Source organism: Chloroherpetonaceae bacterium (assembly GCA_025056565.1).
In the GTDB taxonomy this organism is placed as follows: Bacteria; Bacteroidota; Chlorobiia; order Chlorobiales; family Thermochlorobacteraceae; genus Thermochlorobacter.
In genome coordinates this window covers 95,606-119,834 of record JANWWA010000008.1, presented here as the reverse complement: position 1 = coordinate 119,834, position 24,229 = coordinate 95,606, and the positions used below count along the sequence as shown (strand labels likewise).

The 24,229-nt window shown below is 49.4% G+C and carries 20 protein-coding genes and 1 tRNA gene; 9 read left to right on the top strand and 12 right to left on the bottom strand.

The genetic code is table 11. From position 1 onward, the window contains the following. Positions 1–95: 95 nt before the first annotated feature. Positions 96–1,514, top strand: a complete 1,419-nt coding sequence (locus NZM05_07905; GenBank protein MCS7013538.1) for a sugar transferase — start codon at positions 96–98, stop codon at positions 1,512–1,514. Between the two features lie 266 nt (positions 1,515–1,780). Here the strand turns inward: NZM05_07905 and NZM05_07900 are convergent, their stop codons facing one another. The 6 genes from NZM05_07900 to NZM05_07875 form a co-directional block, all read right to left on the bottom strand. After that, a complete protein-coding gene (locus NZM05_07900) occupies positions 1,781–2,794 on the bottom strand; it encodes a COX15/CtaA family protein (GenBank protein MCS7013537.1) in 1,014 nt (337 codons plus the stop codon). Further along, complete coding sequence (locus tag NZM05_07895; protein ID MCS7013536.1) at positions 2,754–3,155, bottom strand: cytochrome C oxidase subunit IV family protein; 402 nt, start codon at positions 3,153–3,155, stop codon at positions 2,754–2,756. The genes NZM05_07900 and NZM05_07895 overlap by 41 nt, the downstream gene beginning before the upstream one ends. A gap of 30 nt (positions 3,156–3,185) precedes the next feature. Further along, positions 3,186–3,890 (bottom strand): cytochrome c oxidase subunit 3 family protein, encoded by a 705-nt coding sequence (locus NZM05_07890; protein ID MCS7013535.1) that lies wholly within the window; start codon positions 3,888–3,890, stop codon positions 3,186–3,188. A gap of 78 nt (positions 3,891–3,968) precedes the next feature. Next, positions 3,969–6,272 (bottom strand): WD40 repeat domain-containing protein, encoded by a 2,304-nt coding sequence (locus NZM05_07885; GenBank protein MCS7013534.1) that lies wholly within the window; start codon positions 6,270–6,272, stop codon positions 3,969–3,971. Positions 6,273–6,479: 207 nt separating this feature from the next. Then, complete coding sequence (locus tag NZM05_07880; GenBank protein ID MCS7013533.1) at positions 6,480–7,988, bottom strand: B12-binding domain-containing radical SAM protein; 1,509 nt, start codon at positions 7,986–7,988, stop codon at positions 6,480–6,482. Between the two features lie 120 nt (positions 7,989–8,108). Further along, positions 8,109–8,861, bottom strand: a complete 753-nt coding sequence (locus NZM05_07875; GenBank protein MCS7013532.1) for an isoprenylcysteine carboxylmethyltransferase family protein — start codon at positions 8,859–8,861, stop codon at positions 8,109–8,111. Positions 8,862–8,906: 45 nt separating this feature from the next. Between NZM05_07875 and NZM05_07870 the strand changes: the two genes are divergently transcribed. After that, positions 8,907–8,980, top strand: a tRNA-Val gene (locus NZM05_07870). Here the strand turns inward: NZM05_07870 and NZM05_07865 are convergent. After that, positions 8,971–9,525 (bottom strand): RNA methyltransferase, encoded by a 555-nt coding sequence (locus tag NZM05_07865; GenBank protein MCS7013531.1) that lies wholly within the window; start codon positions 9,523–9,525, stop codon positions 8,971–8,973. The two genes, NZM05_07870 and NZM05_07865, sit on opposite strands and share 10 nt — an antisense overlap. Before the next feature lie 155 nt (positions 9,526–9,680). Further along, a complete protein-coding gene (hisC, locus tag NZM05_07860) occupies positions 9,681–10,772 on the bottom strand; it encodes a histidinol-phosphate transaminase (protein ID MCS7013530.1) in 1,092 nt (363 codons plus the stop codon). Positions 10,773–10,946: 174 nt separating this feature from the next. On the opposite strand from hisC, the gene NZM05_07855 reads away from it, so the two are divergent. Next, positions 10,947–11,765: a M48 family metallopeptidase gene (locus tag NZM05_07855; protein MCS7013529.1), complete on the top strand. Its 819-nt coding sequence runs from the start codon at positions 10,947–10,949 to the stop codon at positions 11,763–11,765. Between the two features lie 20 nt (positions 11,766–11,785). Here NZM05_07855 and NZM05_07850 read toward each other — a convergent pair whose 3' ends face one another. The 4 genes from NZM05_07850 to NZM05_07835 form a co-directional block, all read right to left on the bottom strand. Further along, positions 11,786–13,045: an exonuclease SbcCD subunit D gene (locus tag NZM05_07850; GenBank protein MCS7013528.1), complete on the bottom strand. Its 1,260-nt coding sequence runs from the start codon at positions 13,043–13,045 to the stop codon at positions 11,786–11,788. A gap of 11 nt (positions 13,046–13,056) precedes the next feature. Continuing rightward, positions 13,057–13,464 (bottom strand): DUF393 domain-containing protein, encoded by a 408-nt coding sequence (locus NZM05_07845; GenBank protein MCS7013527.1) that lies wholly within the window; start codon positions 13,462–13,464, stop codon positions 13,057–13,059. Positions 13,465–13,688: 224 nt separating this feature from the next. Continuing rightward, entirely contained in the window at positions 13,689–15,236 is a 1,548-nt protein-coding gene (locus NZM05_07840; protein ID MCS7013526.1) for a leucyl aminopeptidase, read from the bottom strand. A gap of 162 nt (positions 15,237–15,398) precedes the next feature. Then, positions 15,399–15,902, bottom strand: coding sequence for a DUF2085 domain-containing protein (locus tag NZM05_07835; protein MCS7013525.1), 504 nt, complete (start codon positions 15,900–15,902; stop codon positions 15,399–15,401). Between the two features lie 88 nt (positions 15,903–15,990). Here NZM05_07835 and pgi point away from each other — a divergent pair, with 88 nt between their 5' ends. The 6 genes from pgi (at position 15,991) to NZM05_07805 (ending at position 24,203) form a co-directional block, all read left to right on the top strand. Continuing rightward, complete coding sequence (gene pgi, locus NZM05_07830) at positions 15,991–17,640, top strand: glucose-6-phosphate isomerase (protein MCS7013524.1); 1,650 nt, start codon at positions 15,991–15,993, stop codon at positions 17,638–17,640. A 94-nt stretch (positions 17,641–17,734) separates the two neighbouring features. Then, entirely contained in the window at positions 17,735–19,003 is a 1,269-nt protein-coding gene (locus NZM05_07825; protein ID MCS7013523.1) for an MFS transporter, read from the top strand. A 78-nt stretch (positions 19,004–19,081) separates the two neighbouring features. After that, positions 19,082–21,742, top strand: coding sequence for a patatin-like phospholipase family protein (locus tag NZM05_07820; protein MCS7013522.1), 2,661 nt, complete (start codon positions 19,082–19,084; stop codon positions 21,740–21,742). A 21-nt stretch (positions 21,743–21,763) separates the two neighbouring features. After that, complete coding sequence (gene thyX, locus NZM05_07815) at positions 21,764–22,453, top strand: FAD-dependent thymidylate synthase (GenBank protein MCS7013521.1); 690 nt, start codon at positions 21,764–21,766, stop codon at positions 22,451–22,453. Positions 22,454–22,619: 166 nt separating this feature from the next. Then, on the top strand, positions 22,620–23,423 hold the full coding sequence (locus NZM05_07810) for a J domain-containing protein (GenBank protein ID MCS7013520.1): 804 nt from the start codon (positions 22,620–22,622) through the stop codon (positions 23,421–23,423). Positions 23,424–23,426: 3 nt separating this feature from the next. Continuing rightward, positions 23,427–24,203, top strand: coding sequence for an exodeoxyribonuclease III (locus NZM05_07805; GenBank protein MCS7013519.1), 777 nt, complete (start codon positions 23,427–23,429; stop codon positions 24,201–24,203). Positions 24,204–24,229 lie beyond the last annotated feature (26 nt).

The window sequence follows — 24,229 nt, the reverse complement described above, 5'->3', positions numbered from 1 at the left end:
GACCTAAGCTCGCACTAACTATTTGGACTAAACGCAACGATTTCTTCGGCGTCTAATTCAGAGGAAAGCAAAAGGACGTTTTTGCTCTAAGAAGTATGCTCAAACCCGAAACCACCCAACGCCTGCTGACGCTGCTACTGGATTTCGTTGCTTTCAATGTTGCTTTTTTCCTCTACTACTTTTTTCGCCAGTCTGTCCCTTTTGCGGCTTTCACGGAGCAAGCGCCAATGATTTTTCTCCCAATGCTGACAATTGTCGTCTATTGGCTACTTATCTTCTGGCTTTTTGGGCTATACCGTGACTGGCGCTTTAGCTCACGCTATGAAGAAGCGGTTACAGTGATCAAGGCACTTTCTTTCGGCACCCTTCTGCTTTTCATCTTGATTTTTGCCGATGATGTTAGTGAGCCGCCTGAACTTGCCAATGCCCCTTCCCGTTCTTCTCGTTTTGGAGCTGCGCTGTATTGGGCTGCGCTATGTGCTACAGTGCCAGTGGGTCGGCTGGTGCAGCGCAGCTATCAGCGTCGGCTGCTTGTGCACTCGGGCATTGGTCGTCGCCGTGCAGTGATTATCGGCACAGGGTCTCGTGCTGCATCACTTGCTGCAGATATTGCAGCACATCCTGCATTAGGGTTGGACATTGTAGGCTTCATCAAAGAGTGCAAAAGTGCTCCTGTTTTAGCTTCACTGCACACACTCGGTGAATTAGACGACCTTGAGACAATCTTTGCTAAGCACCACGTCTCGGAAGTGATTATTGCAGCACAATCATCTCGGCACGAAGAGCTCTTGCGTATTATCGGCTGCTGCGAAGGCAAAAATGTGGGCATTAAGATTTTGCCTGATATGTATGACATTCTTTCTGGCGCAGCGCGCACCACGCAGATTTATGGCACGCCGCTCATTGAGCTTTCTCCACCTCTGCTTTCCCCCTTTGCAGAAAATGTGAAACGCCTCTTTGACATTTGCTTCTCGCTTGCTGTGCTTATTCTGTTTTCCCCTGTGCTGCTCCTTCTTGCTCTGATTGTCTGGATTGACACCAAAGCCTCGCCGATTTACACGCAGACGCGTGTTGGGCGACACGGACGGCACTTTACAATCTACAAGTTTCGCTCAATGCACAAAGATGCAGAAAATGGCGTGCCTTTGCTGACGCAAAAAGACGATGCGCGCATCACACCGTTTGGCAAGTTCCTCCGCAAGTATCGGCTCGATGAACTGCCGCAGTTTTGGAATGTGCTTATTGGCGATATGTCCGTTGTCGGACCTCGCCCTGAGCGTCCATACTTCGTTGAGCAGCTTAAAGCTATTGCACCGCATTATGCGCGCCTGCATCGCGTCCGCCCGGGTGTAACGAGTTGGGGACAGGTAAAATTTGGCTACGCTTCCAGCATTGAAGAAATGCTCGAGCGAATGAAGTATGACCTCTTCTACATTGAGAATATGAGCCTGATGATGGATTTCAAAATCTTATTGGCAACGATTTACGTGATTTTTGCTGGTCGTGGACGGTAGCTGCTTAGGTAGGCTACACTTCTAATCACTTTACTGCCCTCAGTAGCCAACTGGCTCACGGCGGTTTCACACCAGACTAATTCAACGCTTGCCACAGACTACACACTCCCCTTTCCTTTTGGAGAACAATTCTGAATGTGTCAGAATTAGGAGCAAAACCCAAGAATAGCACTTCGCTGTATTTGTCAGCGGCAGAAACGGGCTGCTGCGAATAGCTCTCTGAAGTGTTTTCCGTTGCAATCTGCTGTTTGCGTGCTTGAGTGCTGCTAGGCTACTGCCTCTTTTCTCTGGACAGAGAGTTCAATCGCTTTCCCCTCAGTGAGGTAAAACCAAGTGGTTAGGGTAAATGCAGCACCGACGTAGAGGCTTGCTATCCACTGGTGAAAGACTTGCATCACCGCTGGAATGCCAATCCAAACCAGCGACAGCCCGACCACTACTTCCGCCAGTGAAAGCGCCATCATTGTAAGCAGGCATCGCTGTGCCAAGCTGGTAAATGTTTTGTTTTCGGAGAGCAGCTTATAGCCTACCCACCACGTCAGCAGCGTTAGCAACAATCCAGTTGCACCATGCACCTTGCCGATCCAACCAACTTGTTCTAGCCATTCCGCTTCGGTAAAAAGCGGAAAGTTTCGCGAGAGCCACTCGAGCTTTTCACGCACTTGCGTGCCCAGCATTAGCTGCAGCATTGCAAAGAGCCATAGACCTGCCGCGGAGAGCGTCTCAGTTCTTTGGCTTTCACTTTGCTCTTTCTGCATAGCGGAGTAGGTTTGCACAGTTAGGTAGATTAGTGTGCAAACAATTACGAGCGCAAGTGAAAGATGCAGCGTAACCACAAACGGATTGAGGTCGGTCTTCACCACGATTTTCCCCAGCCAGCCTTGCACGGCAACCAGTCCTGTTGCAACCAGTGCTGGCACTACAAAGCGCGGCACACGCCAAAATCGCCAGACTGCGTAGCCCAGCGTAGCAACAATCATCAGCCCCACTAAGACCCCCATCAGGCGATTGATATACTCAATCCAAGTCAGCGTAGCGTTAAAGGCTGCGGGGTCATATGGGGGCTTAAGTTGACTGGCGTCAGTCGGTGGAATCCACATTCCATAGCACTTCGGCCAGTCTGGGCAGCCCATTCCAGCACCAGAGACGCGCACCAAGCCACCCGCAAAAATGAGCAGGTATGTCGCTACAGTTGCAGCCAGCGCAAAGCGATACAGCGTTCTAATGCGTCTCTGTTCCTCATTTCTTAGCTGGTGATGCTGGCTTGTCTCGAGCTTCATTGCGCTGTTTTACTTCTTTGAGATTCGCCCCACGCTTAATTTCCTGCATAGTGTAGTCATACATTCCTTGTCGGCTGTTGGTGTCAATCAAGATAAAAGCCAGCAGGAAACCTAGCGCAATTAGAGAAACGATGAATATGCCCGCAAAGAACTTATTGTCATAACGCAGATGCATAAAAAACCCGGCTACCAGTGCGGCATTCATTACGGCTGCACCAATAACGATGGCTGTGCCAAACCCGCCCCAGTTTAGCTGCGAGACCACAATCGCTACTACGGTCAGTAGCACTAAGACAACGCTAACAATAAAGTAGGTTTTTGCGGGCACGATAGGATGCGACGATTTTGCTTGCACGCTCATTTTGATACTCCTACTTTTTGATTTAGAGACTCACCCAACCAGATACAGTAAGGTGAAGACGAAGATCCAGATGATATCGACCAAGTGCCAGTATAATCCTGTCATTTCAAGTGGCGTGTAGTATTCGGCAGAGAACTCCCCTTGCAGCGTGCGCACCAGTACCCATGTAATTGCCAGCATTCCCGCAATCACGTGCAAGGCGTGAATGCCTGTCATGGCAAAGTAAATGCCGAAAAAGATGTGTGGATTTTTGCCCACGATTTCGCCCTCAGAGCCATCGTAGCTATAATAGACACCGGGCAAAAGTCCCAGATGAAACTTGTGCGAATACTCCACATACTTGATGCCCAAGAAGACCGCAGCGCAAAGCAGTGTAAAGACGAGGAGCCACACCGCTTGCTGACGCTTGCCAAGCTGCATTGCGTGAATTGCAAAGGTCATTGCAATCGTGCTTGCCATCAAGATGAAGGTATTTGTTGCGCCCAGCGGAATGCTCAGCAGCTTGTGCGCACTATGGAACATTTCAGCATTTAGCCCACGGTAAATCACATATGCACAGAAGACGCCACCGAAGAGCAGGATTTCCGTCATTAGGAAAACCCACATTCCCATCTTAGCAGCTTCAAGCTGCTGCTCAGGCTCTGCGAAATGATGCGCTAGATATGGCGGGTGTGCGTGATGTGAAGCGTGGTGAGCCATTGGCTCATCGGCCGGTGTGTGAAGTGTGGCGTTCATACTACTCCTTTTTCAATTTACTGAAAAACTCACTGCAAGGTAATAAACTTCAAGCGTTAATACAACGCTTCCGCTCAGTTAAGAATTCACTCGACGGTCTTGACCACTTCGCCGGTCACCTTCTCCTAACCAGAACGAGACCTTTCTGCGCTCGCGACCTGAGCGGCGCTCTTCAGGGTACGGTGATTTTCCTTGACCATTCGGTGTGGGCTGTGACTGCGCTGCTTTGCGTGCTTGCTCAATTTCTCGGCGCGCTTCTCGCTCTAGCGCGATAAATTCATCGACTGTCAATTCTGGTGAGCTCAGTAGCTTAACCGTCTTGTCACCACTTGCTACTGCCATCGTACTCCCATCAGGACTAAACGCTACAGCATAGAACTGCCCTACGAGTGACTGTATTTCTTGCCCAGAGTCTACATCCCAAAGCTTGATTTCGCAGATCTTGCTTACACGATTGTAGCTTGTCGTAGCTAAATTTTTGTCATCAAAGTTAAACGCAACGCTATCGACACCATTTGCGTGGCCAGTGAGCGTTTTGATTTCCGTTCCCTCCTTGAAACGCCAGAGCTTGACCGTTTTATCCCAACTTGATGTTGCCATCAGCTTGCTATCGGCAGAAAACGCCGCACAAGTTACATTGTGCGTGTGCCCTTTAAGTGTCTTGACCTTTTTCCAATTCTGTGTATCCCAGTAATGGATGACGGCATCTACTCCAGAAGAAACCAGAAATTCACCATCAGGGCTGAAGCCAACAAACGTTACGCTCTGCTCGTGCCCCTTGAGCACTTTTAGCTTTTCACCTGTTCTGACGTCCCAAACGATAATGGTTTTATCGCTGCTTGCCGTGGCGAGCTTTGTGCCATCGGGACTAAATGCCACGCGATTGACACTCTGCTTGTGTCCTTCTAAGGCATAGAGCTCTTTGCCAGTTTTAACGTCAAAAATTTTAGAGGTCATATCGCTGCTGGCGGTTGCCAACTTGCTGCCATCTGGACTGAACGCCACGTGATTGACAAATTCTTTCATTGAATGCCCAGATAGACTCTGGATTTCTTCGGCTGTGGCAGCATTAGAGATAATAACTTTCCAGCTTGCAGACGCCAGCATTGTGCTGTCGGCACTGAAGGCAAGTGCATTGACGCGCAGCGTATGTCCAACAATCATTCGCTTGAGCTCGAAGATTGTTGGCATTACTTTCCACTTTCTTGGGCGATGCAAGTCATCTATCCCACTTAGCACTGCATAGTAAGTGCGCTGTTTAATTCGCTGCTCAATTTCGCCAAGGATTGGGGCAGCTTGGCTATTTGGCACCATTTCTGCTCGGCACTTTTGAATATGCACAGCGGTTTCTCGGAATGCCTCATCGCGCACCTTTCTGAGTGCCGTTTGCGTCGCAGGCTTTTGGAAAATGTCAAGGTCAATTGCAGCTTTGAACGCATAGATACGTTGCTGGCGAATCACCTGCTCTAAGATGATTGCTGCTTCTTGGTCTCTTCCCGCAAGCATCATTGACTTTGCTTGCAAATATCCTGCCTCAGGCAGCGGATACAGCTCTCGGCTCTTTGAAAAGATATCGGCTGCATCATAAAACTCGCCCTGTGCTAAGCAGGCAATTCCCGCCTGAAAATAGGACTCAGCCGCCACACGCTTCATCAGGAAAGCCAACTCTTCGGTCATTCCTTTTGCACCATAATCGGCTAGCGCACTAATCAGCCGCTTTGCCTGCGGGTCGCTTTCTTCCATTACGCACTCTGCCGATTTGATGAGGTAGGCTTCAGCTTTTGCCAAATCTAGCAGCGAGGGCACATAGAGATGCATTAGACCGATGCGATGCAAAATAAGGTAATCGCTATGCGGTGCTTCACCCGAGTCCAGAAGCTCGTTCAGCCCCGTGAGAGCTTTGGCAAAGTCCTCGTCTTTCGCTGCACCTTGATAGAGCGAGAGCGCTTTTTCCAATTTTTTCGCCCAACCTGCTTCTTCTAATGACACTCGCAGCAGCAACCCTAAGTCATCAGCTAAGACTTTCTTGATTCGCCACTGGTCAATTGGGAGCGACAGTCGCCAGTCCAAGCAAGGTCCTAGTTCAGACAATTCTTCCGTGTCGTTTTTGAGCAGGTAACTCACTGTTGCAGCATACACTCCCAGCCCTGTCAAAAACGACCCTGTTACCGTCTGCATCACTTGATAAATTTCTCGTGCACGATTGCCTTCAACATTATCAATTGCAGTCTGGGCTTGTTGATTCAGGCGGCGAATGTGCTTGTCGCACTCCTCTCCCACCATCTGCAACGCCAGTTGAATGTCGTTTGGAAAAATTTTCAAGTAACGCTGGTAAGCTGTTGCAAGTCCTTCGCTTGCCTGTGTCAGGTGGAAGCTCGCCATACGTCTTCGTCTGCCTTTGCGTTTTTGGAACCCACACTGCGCTTAATCTAACGCTTTTCGCCAGAAAAAACTAACTGATACTTGCTTGGGAATTGGCGTGATGGTGAAGGTTCTTTACTTGTCAAACTCGTTTGACAAGCCATGAATCATTTTCCTCTTTTACGCAGGGAAAATTCTTGAACTTTTAGTGTGCCCTACACACTCCTCTTAGAGGATACTTTTCTCAGTTTCAGAGGACAAAGCCGCTATGTCCAGTTCAGCTGGTTTGCGCTCCCCACTTTGCGCTTGCGAATTTTGACCGTGCAGCCCTTGCCTTAGTTTCTCGCGCTGTGCAAAAAGATCTCGCCTTGAGAGTCCATACATATAGATGTAGGAAAGGTTAAACATTAAAATAATGTGTGGAATGCACGGCGCATGCATCGCTCTCTTGATAGCTTTTGGAAAAGTGTAAAGCCGTTTTGTGAGTGATGTGTAGGCTTCAATAAAAGTCTCTACCGACATTAACTTTGGTTTGCATTGCATTTCTTGCCCCCAGCTGTATCGGAAGGCTTCAATGTCATCTTTATCAAAGAGCAGTCTGCCTTCTTCTGCCAAACGTTTGAAGAGTGCAGTGCCTGGAATTGGTCGCAACAGGTTAATGCCGGGCACATCAATGTGGGTGTCTTCAATGAAGTCGTAGAGTGCTTGTGCGGTTTCAACTGTGTCGCCATCTAAGCCATAAATAAAGCTGCCGTAGACGCAAATGCCTGCTGAGCGAATCGCTTTAATGTTGCGGGCAAGTGTCCGCTCACTGTTTTGCTTTTTTCGGTGCTGATGATTGCTTGCATCGGTTACACTTTCAATACCAATCAAGAGTCCAACGCAGCCAGAGTCAGCAAAGATTTTAAGCAGCTCCTCTTGCTGACCAAGTAGCGTGGTAGCTTGTCCGACCCAACGAATTTTGTATGGAATCAGCCGCTTGTAAAGCTCCTTTGCATAGCGCGGATCAGCATTGACCGTGTCATCAACGATAAAGAAAACACGCTTGTCATCTTTCAAAAATCGCTCTACTTCGGCGACCACATGTTCAATTGGGCGATGCCGCACCGTGCCCCCATTCATCACATAGACATTGCAAAAGTCGCAGCGATACGGACATCCGCGCGAAGTCTGGATAAGATTGGTGGTAAAATAGTTCTTGATGTTGAGTGCCTTTTTCTTAATTGGTCTTGGCACACTTAGGTCAGGAAGCTCTGTAGCTTGGTAGCGCCTCTTCAAGCAGTTGTGTTTCAGGTCTTGCAACACTTCCTGCCAAATATCGTCTGCTTCTCCTACGACAATCACATCGGCTTCTTTGGCGCAGCGCTCTGGAAAAAGTGTTACATGCGGTCCGCCTAATACCACCTTCATTCCTCTTTGGCGAAATTGCCTTGCGACCTCAAAGGCCGCAGTTGCTGCTCCTGTATGCACTGTAATTCCCACCAAATCCCAATGCTCATGCAGTGGCAACTTATCAAAGCGCATATCACAGATTCTTTGCTCAACTCCCTCTACCTCAATTGAGCTCAGGAGCATCAGTGCCATATTCGGCACGGCAAACTGCGCTCGCTTGATCAGATTTTGCAGCAGCGTCTCTTTACAGCGCTGCAATAGTGACGGAGGATGAGATGTGAAAACAGGTCTTGGGCCATCGACACCGCTAGCGGCTCGTGGAAATACCAACAGCACGCGCTTCATTGTGTTATTCTCCTTTTTCTTCACTGAAGACAAAGATAATCCCATCTTGTCTCACATCAAGACTGCCCCAAGACGTCTCTCAGTCTTTTGCTCTTCGATACTCTTTGCAGGTGTGTGCTATCAGAAAAGGTATGGGAAGAGCCGCTTTGTTTGACGCATATACTCGGCGTATTCATTGCCAAACTTGCGCAGCAGCAGCGACTCTTCAATGCGAATGCGTGTGCCAAACCAAATGGTGCAGACAACTATTAGTAGCAACATTGCCCAGAGGCTTTCAAAAAGCACCATATTACCGCAGAACAGCAAAATGTAACTGGTATAAATTGGATGTCGAACAATGCGGTAAATCCCTGTGGTTACAAGGTAGTGTTCATCTTTGATAAGCAATCGATCCCAGAAGCGTCCCAGCTCGCGAGCTGCAAGACGATTGACGACGAGTGCTACCAGCATCACCAACACACCCAGCACTGACCAGACCGACACAGTGCGAAGATGCTGTGAAAAATCATACACCGCCAACCAATGTGCACCGCCTAAACCAAGAAACTGTATCGGATATGCGACTTTGCCCCACTTGCTTTGCACCTGCGCATCTTGTGAACGTGGTGAAAAATCGCCGTACTTTCTGACGCGCGCAATGGTGCTCAGAAAAAACAGGAAGTAGAAGAGACATGCTGCATAGACTTGCCATGTCTGCATTATGCCGCAGAGCGCTGCAGGCACTAACACCAAGCTTGCTACAGCAAGTATGAGAGCAAACACCAGAAAAGTGAGCCTCAGTGCCACGCCCATCGTCTTCTCCCTTTTGCTGAAAAATACGGAGTCTGTGTAGCCTGAGAAAATGATTGGCTGTTGCGAACAAGTTATTGGCAATCTGGTACGTAGGTCGTATATTTACGCTCCTTGTTTTTTGCCGCTGCGCGGTTAGCTCAGTTGGTTAGAGCGCCACCTTGACACGGTGGAGGTCAGTGGTTCGAATCCACTATCGCGCACTTTCCCCTTCGTACTGCCGCCATACACGCACTAACTCAAACACGGCAATACCCACTGCCACTGCCACATTGAGCGAATGCTTTGTGCCATACTGCGGAATTTCCAATGCAAAATCGCAGGCTGCCAGCACTTCATCATCAATACCAGTTACTTCATTGCCGACTACAAGGCAAATTGGAAAGTCCTCGAGCTGCACTGCATCATAGCGTCGACTGGGACGCGCAATCTCCAGGGCCGCAATTTTGACGCCTTTTGCACGCAGCATCGCAATTGCTTCTATGGGATTTTGGCAGTATGACCACTTAACCGTTTCAGTTGCGCCCAATGCCGTTTTTTCAATTTCTTTGCGCGGTGGGGTTGCAGTGTAGCCTGTGATAATCAACTCCTCAATGCACGCCGCATCACTGGTGCGAAAAATTGAGCCGACATTCCACATTGAGCGAATGTTTTGCAATAGCACGTATATCGGGTGCTTCGGGGCTAAGCGAAATTCTTCAGGTGAGAGGCGCATCATTTCTGCCCCTGCCAGTTTCTGAAGTGGCATAGCATTTCAGGCGCTTAGCATTGCAGGCAGCGGTTTTGATTTAGCAATCACAAGTTCCGTTGTCATCTTGCTGCCCTCTCTGAGCAAAGACAGACTTGCCGAATAGCTTGCTTATCCCTCCCAATTAGTTTGGCTGCATCGTAAGCACTTCAAAGTCATGCACAAAGCTGCCTCAGCTCACTTAGCAAGTGGTCATTTTCTTCTGGCGTGCCTACGCTGATACGTAAGCACTTTTCCATTAGCGGATACTTGGAGACATCGCGCACCAGAATCCCTTTGGCACGCAAGGCTTCAAAGAGTTGCTTAGGCTGCTCGACTTGAATGATGATAAAATTCGTATCGCTCTCCAGTGCTCGTAGGCGTGGTATCTCGCGTAGCGCGCATAGTAGCCGCGCTCGCTCCGACAAAATCTGCTTCACACTGGCTTGAACCAGTGAGTAGTGCTCTAAGATTTTTATCACGGCAATTTCAGCCAGTCTTGAAGACGCAAACGGAATTTTAGGCTTTCGCAACTCTGCCATTAGGGCTGGGTTACTAATTGCAAAACCAATGCGCAACCCTGCCAATGAGAATGCTTTGGAAAGTGTGCGTAACACAATCACATTCGGGTGAGTTTCCAGCAGTTCCAGCGCCGAGCGTTCGCGTGAAAACTCTGCGTAGGCTTCATCGACCAAAACCAGCGCGCGCGTCTCTGATGCAATTCGAGCAATATCTTCAAATTTCATTGCCCTGCTGGTCGGGTTGTTCGCTGTTGAAAGCACAATGAGCGCTGGTGCACTGCGTTCTGCTTCCTCGAGAATTTGCTCTGTATCAAACTCCAGCGATGGCGTCATTGCCACGTGCAAAATCTCCGCTTCCAAGAGTGCGGCAACCTTATCGTAGAGTGAAAACGATGGCGCTGGAATCAACACCGATGCTGTGCGGCGCAAGATGGCTAAGAAAATTGTGTAAATCAGCTCATTAGAGCCATTACCCATCATCACGCACTCCTTAGGCACGCCAATAAAATTCGCATATTGAGCCACCGCTTCGTCTGCGAAGGTGCTCGGGTAGCGGTTCCATGGCTCCTGCAAAAAGCGCTCGAGAATCTCACGCTTGAGCCACTCAGGCAAATCAAACGGATTTTCATTCTGATTGAGTTTGATGCCAGCATACTGACCGCCCTCGACCGTATAAGCCGACATTTGTCGTACCGCCGGCTTGATGCACTCTAAGAAGATGTGCTCCGTTTGAAACGAAAAAGCCATATTTGTAGGGTTCTGAATGAAACTTTCGAATCTACGCAAAAAAGCACTTTCAAGCGTGATACAGTGCTGCAGAAAGATGGCATTTCTTTTTTCTCTATTGGTGTTCAGTCCCTCTCCTTTGAAACTTTCAAGCCTTTTTTGACGTAAGGATGCGCAAAGACAGGTAAATCAACAATGTGGGGTTTCTATCGTGATGAACAATCTTTTTGGTCGCTGCGCCTCATCATTGCGCTTGTAATTGTGGTTATTTCGCTGGTCTCATACTTTTCCACATGCGAGCGAAATCCTATCACAGGCAAAACCCAGTTTGTTGACCTAACGCCCGGTCAGGAAATTGCATTGGGCTTAAAAGCCACGCCACAGATGATTCGCCAATATGGCGGCTTGCACCCCGATAAAGCTTTGCAGGACTTGATTGACAAGGTTGGACATCGCATTGTGCAAAAGAGCGCTGCAGGAGCAACGGCGTGGAAGTTTGAGTTTCATCTCCTTAACGACCCCAAGACGGTCAATGCGTTTGCCCTGCCCGGCGGACAAGTCTTCATCACCACTGGGCTTTACAACCGTCTGCAAACTGAAGGGCAATTAGCAGGTGTGCTTGGACATGAGATTGGGCACGTGGTAGCTCGCCATAGCTCACAGCGACTTGCGAAAAATAAGCTTACACAAGGTCTCACAGGCGCTGTGGCGGTTGCCACTGGTGATGCTTCAGCTACACAGATAGCAGCTGTCATCGGCGAACTAGTTGGAATGAGCTACAGTCGTGACGAAGAGTTGGAATCTGACGCTCTTGGCGTACGTTTTATGTCCGAAGCAGGCTACGACCCACGCGCCATGATTGAAGTGATGAAAATTTTAGACCAAGCGACTGGTGGCGCACGTCCGCCTGAATTTTTCAGCACTCACCCGAACCCTGAAAACCGAATTCAGAGAATCCAAGCCGAAATTCAAAAGCTCTATCCACTGGGCGTGCCTAATCACCTTATCAAGTAACTGTTGCCACGCTACGCTTCTCAGCTTGCCGCCAACTCATCAAACTTTGCAAGTAGCTTTTCTTTCTTTTGCACAAGGTCATGCCGCTTTACATCAATGTAACGCACTAGTGCTTCTCTCATTGACATTGCTTTGTTAATCACTGGCTGTGCGGTCGCCCTTTCTTCATCTACGATGAGTTGAATCGGCAAAATGTTGAATGCACTACTGAGCTGATCTTTGATTGCCTTAAAGTCAATTTCTCGCTGCTGCGCTGGCTTGCAAGCAATGCGAACCCGTACGATTGACTCACTGGCACAGTATTTTTCCAGCTCCTTCTTTACCTTTTGCATCGGCGTCTCTTCCGCTCTGACATCTATCGCAATATCCAGAAAACGCCGCGCTGGCGTCTCTACAAAGCGATAATGAGCGCGCTTCTGGTCATCGAACTCCACAATCACAAAGCCCTTTGGGTCATTTGCCTCTGAGAAGCTGATGCGCTCAATGCTGCCTGAATAGACGACTGGCGGTTCGCCACGCTCCACTGCGCCCGGGTTCAAATCTTGATGCTTGTGAATGTGCCCCAGCGCCACATAGCTGAACGCCCGCTTTGCCAGCGACGCTACGCCGAACATTGGGTCTCTACCAAACTGAATGCGCTCCGAGCCTTCACTCAGCGCTGCTACATCGACATGGAGATGCCCTGCCAAAATCACTGGATAGGGCAGCTCTTTTGCTTCTTCTGCTTGCGCTTCAATGAACTCAATGTAAATCTCATGCATTTCTGCGCGCAGCTCTTCGTCAGTTTTGTGTGCATGTTGTTTCAGACCTGCTAGCGCACTTTTTGAAGCCCACGGCAAGCCAACTATTCGCACCTTACCAGATTTAGTCTCAAAATCTTGAGCTCTCGGCTTATCAAATAAGTAGATTAGCCCATTCAGGTCAGGGAAAACTTGCAGCGCATTGGCTCTGCCGAATGAAACAGGGTGGTCATGATTGCCGACAATGCACACCACTGGGATTTGGCGCTCCAGTAGAGGACGCACGGCTGCAGTGAAAATTCTCTGCTCCGTAGGTGTTGGCATTGCATCGCGATATGCGTCACCGCAGAAGAGAAACAGGTCAATGTCTTCTTCTATGGCTTTCTCGACCATAAACTCAAAACTTCGCTTGACATCCAGCCAGCGCGAGTTCAATCCTGTTTTCGCATCTAATCGTCCGTGCGTGTCGTAGCCAATGTGAATATCCGCCGTATGCAAAACCTTCATTCGTTTTCCGCTTTTGCTTGAAAGGCTTTTCATTGATGGTAAAGTTACTCTACTCCGCGTGCTGGTGGCTTCTCTGGGTTTTGAGCCACATAGCATTCATCTGCGCATCCAAAGACTTCATAGCGATTTTGCGCCACTACTTTGTAGAGTGCTTCTCCCAGTTCAGTCGAAAAAAATGCGCCACCTATTCTGAGCAGCGGGAAATACTCGCTCAGTTTTTCAATAGCTTTACCTCTCACATACACCTTGCCGTCTCGGTCAATGAAATGTAGGGTAGCCTGCAAGGCGCTTGGCGACAAATTAAATCTTGCTATCCACTCTTCTGCTTTCTGAAATGGCACAAACATCACTCGTCCACCTTCACTTGATTGATTCATTGGCTCTAAGAATCGAATCAGGCGAATGCACAAGTTGCAAATGCCATCGTAAATGAGAATTGGTTTCTGTAGCATCGCTTAGCCTTTGAATCTTTTCACGAGCTTCCAACAGCGTGCGCAGCGTGTGCAAGGGCGTCTTGCGACCGCGGGTTTTTTGGAGCATTTAAAATAAAAAAACGTGGCTGGCATACGTCCCCCACACCGTATGCCACAGGCCGCGGGCGCGACCTGCTTGCCACTTGTGGATGCAAGTATACACCGTGCATTTCAAATTTGCAAGTCCACCAACAAAATTTTTTTCAATTTTTTTGTGCCTGTCCATTCCAGCTTCGGAGCACCTCTGTAATCAGTCTGACGCCAAAGCCAGAGCTGCCTTTGCTCTGCTTACCACCCATCGAGGGAAATGCAGGTCCTGCAATGTCAATGTGCGCCCATGCACGGTGGTCGCCGATGAATTTCTCAAGAAATTTTGCTGCGGTGATTGCACCTGCTGCCCGACCGCCCACATTCTTCACATCTGCTACATCTGACTTAATTTGCTTGTCGTAATCGTCCCAGAGTGGCATTCGCCAGACCTTTTCACCTGAGCGCAAGCCTGCTTTGAAGAGCTTATCGGCTAGTTCATCGTTGTTGCAGAATAGCCCCGCCACCGGGTTACCGAGTGCTACCACGCAAGCCCCCGTTAGCGTGGCAAGGTCAATGATTGCATCTGGCTCATACTGCTCTTTGATGTAGGTTAGGGCATCTGCCAAAATCAAACGACCTTCGGCATCCGTGTTATCGACCTCAACCGTGATGCCTGAGTATGTAGTGAGCACATCACCTGGGTTTTGTGCTGTGCCGCTAGGCTTATTGTCGGTTGCTGGAATGGCCCCAATCACATGCAGCGGCAGCTTTAAGCGCGCGGCAATCTCAACAATACCAATGACATCTGCTGCACCGGACATATCAGCTTTCATATCGCCCATATTTTCTGCGGGCTTGAGCGAGATACCGCCTGTATCAAACGTGACCCCTTTGCCAATCACCGCCACTCTGCCGCGAACCTTGCCTGAGGGTTTGTATTCGAGAATCGAAAAGGTGGGCGGTTCACTGCTCCCTTTATTGACCCCCAGCAACCCACCAAATCCTAATTGCTTCAACTTCTCCTTGCCGAATACTGTCACCTTGTAACCATACTTTTTCCCAGAGGCTTTTGCGGCATTCGCAAGGTCTGTTGCGGTCATATAATTACTTGGCGCATTAATCAGGTCTCGCACTGCCGATTGCGATGTGGCAATTACATAACCTACTTCTGCTCCTTCCTTCACCGCTGCGAAGCTTTGTTCGGTTGTAAAGAGAATCAGTTCTTTTAGCTCCACTTTCTTTTCAGGCTTGAAGGCTTTGCCCTGCTTCAGTTCCTTTATTTTCTCCGTCTTTAGTGCGGTGTACTCATATCGCCCAAATTCAAAGCCTTCTACCACGGCTTGTGCCACATAGTCCGGCGTTTCGCCTAATGCTTTGGCGAGCATCTCGACATTAGAGAGGTCAATGCCGACCTTTGCCAGCTGAAAGTCTTTTGCTTTGGTTGCAAAGGCTGCTGCAGCTTTGCGAATGGCTTCAAGCGATGTAAGGTCACCTAGTCCTAGCAAACAGACGCGCGTTGCCTCGATTCCCTGCGTTCTGGGATAGAACATCAACACTTCTTCTTCGTTTGCTTTGAAATCGCCATTGAGCCCCGATGCATTTAGCCCTAAGGTCTCTGCAAGTCGGCTCAGTTCTTCCTGACGATTTGTTTTTGCGACTAAGAAGCCCGCTGCATCTAAGGCTTGCGTGCGGATATCGACTTTGGAGACACTTACCTTCATCTTTCGTTTTGCTCTTTGTTTAAAGTTTGAAAAGTTAAAAGTTATGCATTTAGCCCCAGAAGAAAAAGCAGCTATGCGCTCCGAGATACCATCGCCTCAGCTCCTTACAACTTCTTCTCTCTTTGCCAAAAGGTGACACAATCCGAGAAGTTGAAGTAAGCACTAACTGCCATTGTAGGACGCCTCATGGCTTTTGCTTCGGCAAAGCTGCTCGGCGAGTGCACTGGTTAGGAATGGCGAGAGTGCTGCGCCGAAGAAAAGTCCTGTTATGAATCGCCATGCTTTGAAATTGTGGTAGAGACCCATTGCCTCTGCGCTGACATCTATGCCTAATACGGCGCAGGCTGCAAGCAGTCCCAGAAGCCAGCGGCGACGCTGCTTTTTGTGCGGTGCATACAGCCACGCTCCCACGGCAATACCTGCATAGATGCCAGTGCATCGCACGCAGAGCGCCATCGGTTTTTCACCAATGTAGAAACATCGTTCCCCAATTTGGTGGCAGACGCTATGGAATACGCTGTAACACTCTGGGAAACCCTGCGCCGCTAAGTAAGGCGCTGCTGCAGCCAAGCCCAGCAACCCTATTACACACCCCGTTACCAGTAACTTCGCTCGTCCCAGTGCGACACCCGACTTTGTTTCGCCGCAGACTATTGTTTGTCTCACTTCTTTGGTGTTCATTTACGGCACATTTTAGCCCAATTCACTGCAAATTGTCTAACTTTAAGTAAGAGACAAAACCAAAACACGAAAGATGCCTTCACTGACGCAGTTGCCTGCTTGGAAAGCACTTGCCGCACACTACAAAAAGGTGAGCAAACTTCATTTGCGCGACCTTTTCGAGAAAGACCCGCGCCGATTTGAAAAATTTTCACTCCGAGTCGGTGACATTTTGCTTGACTACTCCAAAAATCGCATCACCGAAGAGACGATGCGCTTGCTCATTGAGCTTGCAAAAGCCACGAAAGTCAAAGCCAACATTGAGAAGATGTTTCGTGGTGAGAAAATCAACACGACAGAGAATCGCGCTGCACTACACATTGCGTTGCGCAATCGCTCGAACCGTCCGATTGAAGTCGATGGCAAAGATGTGATGCCTGAGGTCAATGCGGTGCTGGCACAAATGAAGACATTTACTGAGGCAGTGCGGAAAGGTGAGTGGCGTGGCTACACAGGCCAACCTATTACCGATGTGGTGAACATCGGCATCGGTGGTTCGGACTTGGGTCCAGCAATGGTTACCGCTGCCTTAAAGCCCTACAGCAAGCGCGACCTCAATGTGCACTTTGTCTCCAATGTTGATGGCACGCATATTGCTGAGACACTGCGCACCTTGAATGCTGAAACAACGCTCTTTATTATCGCTTCAAAGACTTTCACCACGCAAGAGACGCTCACCAACGCCCACACTGCACGTCGCTGGTTTTTAGAGCGCATCGGTCAAGAGGCAGCTATTGCCAAGCATTTTGTGGCGCTCTCCACAAATGCGGAAGCCGTGAGGCAGTTCGGGATTGATACGAACAATATGTTCGTCTTCTGGGATTGGGTCGGCGGTCGATACTCACTTTGGTCTGCTATTGGACTCTCGATTGCGCTCTCGATTGGCTTTGAGAATTTTGAAGAACTGCTTACAGGTGCTTTTGAAATGGATGAGCACTTCCGCACTGCCCCTCTTGACCGAAATATGCCCGTGATTCTTGCGCTGCTTGGCATTTGGTATAACAACTTCTTCGGCGCTGAAAGCTATGCTATCTTGCCCTACGACCAGTATCTTTCGCGCTTTGCTGCCTATTTCCAGCAAGGCGATATGGAATCGAACGGCAAGCGCGTTACCAAAAAGGGTGAGGTTGTCGACTACCAGACAGGACCGATTGTTTGGGGAGAGCCGGGCACAAACGGTCAGCATGCTTTCTACCAGCTTATTCATCAAGGCACCAAGCTTATTCCGTGTGATTTCTTAGCGCCGTGTCAAACCCATAACCCGATTGGAAATCATCACGAGATTCTGCTCTCGAACTTCTTTGCTCAAACTGAAGCGCTTATGCGAGGTAAGACTGAAGCAGAAGTTGAAGCGGAACTTCAAGCACAAGGTCTGAAAGGCGCAGCGCTCAAAAAACTTTTGCCGCACAAGGTCTTTGAAGGCAACAGGCCTACAAACTCGATTCTTTTCAAGAAACTGACGCCACGCACATTGGGCAGCCTTATTGCGATGTATGAACACAAAATCTTTGTGCAGAGCATTATCTGGGACATCAATGCCTTTGACCAATGGGGCGTGGAGCTTGGCAAGCAGTTAGCCAAGAAAATTCTGCCTGAGCTTGAAACCAAAGAACCCGTGTTTTCTCACGACTCTTCCACGAATGGACTTATCAACTTCTACAAGCAAATGCGTGCGGAGCCGTAGCGTGGCTTTCAAGGCAAAATCTATTAAGTTAGCTTTCTCTGGCCAGCCACACTATTCCTGCGGATAGACATGACAAACCTGCTTCTTTTTTAGTATGAACGCGCTGCTGAAGGCACTTTTCCTCAACCGCAACTTAGGACTTTTGTGGGTCGGGCAAATCATTGCCAAGTTTGGCGAGTCGCTTTTTATGTTGGCATTGCCTTTCTTAGCGTTAGAGCTTACAGGTAGCAGTGCGATTACGGGTTTGGTGCAGATGTTTAGTTACCTGCCGATTCTGCTATTTGGGCTATTTGCGGGTGCCTACATTGACCGCACTTCTCGCCGTGCTGTGATGCTTATTGCAGACCTTGCACGGGGCGTGCTCGTTTTGCTTGTGCCGATGCTTTTCTTTCTCAACTTGCTTTCAGCGTGGTGGCTAGCGGCGGTGGCGTTTGCAATTTCAGCGTTCAGTGCATTTTTCGTGCCTGCACGCAATGCTGCAATTCCAGAACTGGTTACAGGGTCTCCTTATGAGCGAGAAGTTGCGCTGCTAAAAGCCAACTCACTGGTGCAAACATCAGAGCAAATTGCATTTCTTCTTGCACCGCTGGCGGTTGGCGTGTTGGCACAAGTCGTGATGCCTGCCTACCTGTTAGGTATTACTGCGCTCACATTTTTCGCCTCATACTTTTTCATTTGGGCGATTGCACTTCCTGCACATAGAGCATCCAGCCCATTTTCCTTGCTGCAAATCTTGACGGATACGAAGGCGAGTCTTCAGCGCATTCAGCGCAATGTGCCCTTGCGCGGTATTCTTATCATTACGTCGCTCAATAATCTTTTCTTGATGGGCGCTGCAGTGATTGCCACACCTGCCTTGATAAAGAAGGAGTTAGGCAGAGGGCTTGAAGTCTTTGCGCTCATTGAGTTTATCTTTGCCGTAATGATGCTGCTGGTTGGATTCTTGATGAACATTTTTGCCTCACGTGCGCGCGCCATTGGCTATGAAAAAATCTGGGCTTTTGGCTTGATAATGGACGGCTTTACCTACTGTCCGTATTACTTTTGTCGCTCTGTTGAGGAACTTTGCCTCTATGCTGCCATTCATTCTGCATTTATCATCTTCATTATTGTGCCACGTAGCGTGCTTATTCAGCGGCTTGCGCCCAGCGAAGACTTGGGCAAGGTGTTTAGCTTCCTCAATGTTGCGGTAGCAGGTATGACGGCACTTTCATCTGCCGCAACGGGCTGGCTCTGCGAAACGATTGGCATTCGTGAAGCATTCTTGGGGATTGGTATCTTTGCAGGTCTTACGGGCATTGCCGCTTGGCACTTTGTTGCCATGCCTATTCGCGCGCTTAACTTAGGTCAAACCTCAGCGTGATCCATGATGCAGCACCTACGGATTATGCTGCCCGCCTTTTGGGCGCTCCTTGTGCTCAGTTTCAGTTGCGCTCACGCTTTGGCTCAATCTATTCGGATTTATCCCGACACCCTTTCGTTTCAACCTCGCCGCTATGCGATTGCACCGTATCAACAGCCTTTGCGGAAGAAAGTCGGTTTAGCCCTCTCGGGTGGCGGTGCACGCGGCTTGTCTCACATCGGGGTGCTTAAAGCTTTTGAAGAAAAAGGGATTCCGATTGACGCTATTGCAGGCACCAGTATGGGCGCTATTGTAGGGGGGCTTTACGCCAGTGGTTATTCGGCAAATGACCTGTGGTCGCTTTCGCAGCAGCTTAACTGGTCAGAACTGACGGCACTCAGTGAAAGTGAAGAGCGACGCAACCTTTTCTTGGAGCAAAAGCACGTGCGCGACAAAGCAGCTCTTACGCTTCAGTTTAGCGGGCTTCGGCTCATTATTCCTAAATCGCTTTCCGCTGCGCAGAAACTTACAGAAACATTAGACCTGCTCACGCTTCAGAGCATCTATAAACCAGAGCACAGCGACTTTCTGACACTGCCAATTCCTTTCTGTGCAATTGCCACTGATTTGGTGTCGGGTCGGCGCGTCATCTTGCGTCAAGGTTCGCTTTCTGAAGCCATGCGCGCCAGCTCCGCTGTGCCGTTGCTTTTTGCTCCTATTGAGCAAGGCTCTCTTCAGCTTGCAGATGGTGGCTTGCTTAGCAACATTCCTGTCGATGTCTTGGACTCGCTTGGCGTAGACTACAAACTCGCTGTCAAGAGCACTAGCCCACTTTACGAAAGCTCACAAGACCTCGACTTACCTTGGCAAGCTGCTGACCAAGTTATTGGCATTATGATGCAAGAGCCCAATCGGAAGCAATTGCAACTGGCACATCGAGTTATTGAACCGCATCTCAACGGGCGCAGTGCCACCAACTTTGAGCGCGTTGAAGAATTGCTCTATGCTGGTTATGAAGCCGCACTCGTGCAAGCTGACCGCATCAAGGCAGACATCAAGTTAACTCCAAAAAACGATTTTGACATTTGTGGCTATGAGAAGCGTATCGTTGGCATAGAGCCTTGTGCGCCATATGCCGAGCGCATCACTCGCATCGCTGAAGTGGCAACTGGCGTCAAAGCTGCACTGGCTGAGTTCTTGGAGACAGACTACTTTACGCGCGTATTTGCTGAAGTGGACACTGTTAGCAAAATTGTTACGTTTCACCTTTGTCCCACGCCACGCTTTACTGCAGTTGTGCTTCACGGCGCACAGCAAGAGATGCTTCGCCCCGCTCAAGCCCTGTTTGATTCTGTATGCGGCCGCCCCTATACAAATCGCGATGGAATGCTGCTTTTGGAACGTGTGCTGCGGCTCTACCGTGAAAAAGGTTACGCACTGGCACGCCTTCGGCGCGTCGCTATTTTGAACGACACTTTACACATTGAGGTAGATACTGGGAAACTCATTGATGTTTCAATCTGGCAGAGCCGAGGCTGGGCGCAGCGCTTTGTCATTGAGCGCGAAATGAAGGTAAGGCTCAATGAGCCCTTGCGCACGCAAGATGTGCGCGCTTCCATCTCTGGCTTGTACAACACGGGGATTTTTAATCGCGTCTCAATGTGGACGGAGCAGTGGTCAGATTCTAGTCAGCACACTGCAGCGCGGTTGCAAGTTAAGTTAGATGAACGATTCTTTGAGTTGCTACGCGTTGGCGTGCGCTTCGACGACATTTACACAGGTCAGCTCTTTTTGGACTTTCGCAATGAAAATTTCTTAGGCGCAGCTACCGAGTTAGGCGGCTGGGCAATGCTTGGTCAGCGGAGCTTTTTGACTCAGGCAGAGTTTCGCGTGCATCGCTTGTGGCAAAGTTATGTTACGCTTTTTGCGCGCGCATTTTACGAACAGCGTAACGTGTTCGGCTTTCAGACGCAATTTGCTGCTCCGCTTGTGCAGCCTGAACGACAGATTACTGGTGAGTATGCCCAGCGCATCTGGGGTATTTCCGCCGCTGTAGGCTGGCAACTTTATCGCGACGGTAGTGCAATTGTGGAGTGTATTCGTGCCCGTAATGAGCTGGTGCCGCTCTCGCTTTCCCCTGCGCAGGAAGCAGCTTGGATTACGACACTGCGCACTCGCTTCACGGTCGACACGCGCAACGCTGCACTGGGCGCTACTGAAGGCGCTTATACCAACATCTACTACGACTTTAGCCCCTCATTTTTAGGCAGCGACATTAGCTTTTCAAAAATCTTCTTTTCTCACGAGGAAAACGCCTCATGGTTAGGGGGCACACTGGTTGGACGCTTGCGACTCAGTGCTGGCTTTGCCGACAACACTACACCGTTTATTCAACAATTTAGCTTGGGCGGCATCGGCTCACAGTTTAGCGCTACATTCTACGGTTTGCGACTTGATGAACTTCGTGGTCGGCAACTGATTGCTGCGGGTCTTGAAGCACAAGTGCCCCTCCCGATTCAGCTTGTCGTGCCTACCTTTTTCAGCCTGCACTACAACATTGGCAACATCTGGCAATTTGCCAGCGATGTTAAGCTACGCGACTTTTTGCACGGTATCGGCGCAGAAATCTCGCTTAAAACGCCAATCGGGCTAGCGCGCCTTGCAACGGCAATTAGTTTTCGGCTCGGTGAATTTGAACGCACCACTTTCATTCAAACTGCACCACCTGTTTTTTACTTTGCACTGGGTTATGAATTCTAAAATCTGTCTTGCTTTGAAAAAATGAATGTTCGCCTTATTTCAATTACTTCACCACTTATCAAAATTGATGGCAAAGACACCACGCCCGAAGGCTTAATCGCTTACTGTGCTCGTGTCTCAAGCCCTCATCAAGAAAACCCTGACTACGCTAAGCTCTTGCGTTTCTGCATTCGCCAAAAACACTGGAGCATCTTTGAAATGGTGGATATGACCGTAGAGATTACGACTACGCGCGCCATTTCACCGCAAATTCTGCGCCATCGCAGCTTTTCGTTTCAAGAGTTTAGTCAGCGTTATGCCAAAGCGCTGGATTATGAAGTCTATGAGGCACGGCGGCAAGATGAAAAGAACCGCCAAAACTCGCTCGATGATTTTGATGAAGACACCAAAGCGTGGTTTCGTGCCGCGCAGCGTGAAGTGGCTTCGCTAGCCTTTCAGCGCTATGAAGAAGCCTTAGCTAAAGGTATCGCGAAAGAATCTGCACGCGTGCTCTTGCCTCTGAACACGGTTACGAGGCTTTATATGAAAGGCTCGGTGCGTAGCTGGATTCACTACTTGCAAGTGCGCTGCGATCCTGCTACGCAAAAGGAGCATCGTGATATTGCCAATGCCATTCGCGAGATTTTCATCGCACAGTTCCCAACCATTGCCGAAGCCTTAGAGTGGACAAGCCATAGCACGCCTGTCTCTTCTGCGTCACCAACTGCTTGATGTGACGGCAGCTCTGCCTTAATTGGATGCACTGCTCATCGCAAAGGGCAGTGCAACTTGTGTTGCTTTGCCTTCTGCAAAAGTCTATCTTTGCTTTGACGAAAACTTTTGTGCTTTTTCTAGCACAGTTGCCGTTGTAGTTCAGAAGTAGTATCCGAACAACCTTATGCCAGCCTCACACGGTGCGTTCAAGAACTATTACGAAGTCTTGCGTGTGCGCCCTTACGACCCGCCCGAGCTGATTCAAGCGGCGTATATGGCACAAATCAAGCAGTGGCACCCCGACCGATTTCAGAATGCAGATGCTTATATGCAAGCTCAGGCACATGAGCGCACCAAGCTTATCTTGGAAGCCAAGCGCGTGCTCTTAGACCCTGTGCGCAAAGCGGAATATGATGCCGAGTTTGCTGCTCGTTTCCCCAAGCGCTTTGAAAAGCTCTCGACACGTGCTCGCGTCAAGCAGCGTCAGGTTACGGTTGAAGACCTGATGGCTGGCTATGGCTTCCCCATCAATGAAAAAGCAGCTGCCGCAAAAGCTGTGCCGCCGAGCAATCTATATGAATTCAAGTGGCTCTCTTTCTCTACGCGTGTCAATCCACGCTTGCAACGCGTCATTTTCAATGTCAATCACTTTTTGGACAATAACCCCGATTGCGAGGTGCGCTTCAAATTTCATTACAATATGGATTGGACAGAGTTTTCCCGTCAGCGCATTTATCCAATTGCCTACCGCAGCAATGTGGCTCTGGTGGAAATGCAAGCACGGCGCCCTTCTTCCAAAGGGCGCTGGATTTACTCACCGATTATTTGCAAGACTGTGGTCGTAACAAACTACGATGCTGCGATGCAGGAGCGAGAGCTGATTTTCAGACATCTTCGCAAAGTGCGTAATCGGATGGCGCTTAAGCTCGTAATTGTGCTCTTGGGTTCTGCCATTGCTGCCTTGACTTTGCCAATCCTTACTGCCTAACCAATGCGCTTAGCCACTTGGAACATCAACGGCATTCGCGCTCGTGAGAAAGCTCTTCTTGCATGGATTCAAACCCATCAGCCCGATGTGCTTGTGCTTCAAGAGCTGAAAGCCACGCGTAGCCAAATCCCCGCTACCCTCACCTCACTCCCGCATTACCAAGCCTACTGGAACGACTCCACAGTGCGAGCTGGCTACAGTGGTGTCGGCGCTTTGGTGCATCACTCTGTGATTGAGCAGTATGGTGAGCCGCAGTTTGCAATCCCTGAGTTTGATGTCGAAAATCGGCTCCTGCAACTGCAGTTGGGTAACACCTTGCTCTTAGGCACTTACTTTCCCAGAGGCGAAAAACCTGAACACTACGCTCTCAAACTGCGCTTTTTTGAAGCACTGGAAACCTTTGTCAGACAAACTTTGCAGACCCACAAAGAAGTAATTATTGCAGGCGACATCAACGTTGCACGAGAAGAAATTGACCTTCACCCTTCGCAGCAAAGTGAGAATGCTACCGGTTTCCGCCCTGATGAACGCCAAGCCCTTAACCGTTTGCTTGCTGCTGGCCTTCGTGATGTTTTCCGTGACTTTTATCCTAATCAAGCTGGGCTTTACACATGGTTTCCGTATTGGAAAGGTGCTCGTGAACGAAATATCGGCTGGCGTATTGATTGCGTGTATGCCTCACCGAAACTAGCCTCACGGGCAAAGTGCGCCACCATCCATAGCGATGAAAAAAGCTCCGACCACTACCCTGTTACGGTCGAGTTTGAGACGCTGGCATAGCTTGCGCATTGCACTGTTTTGTCCTC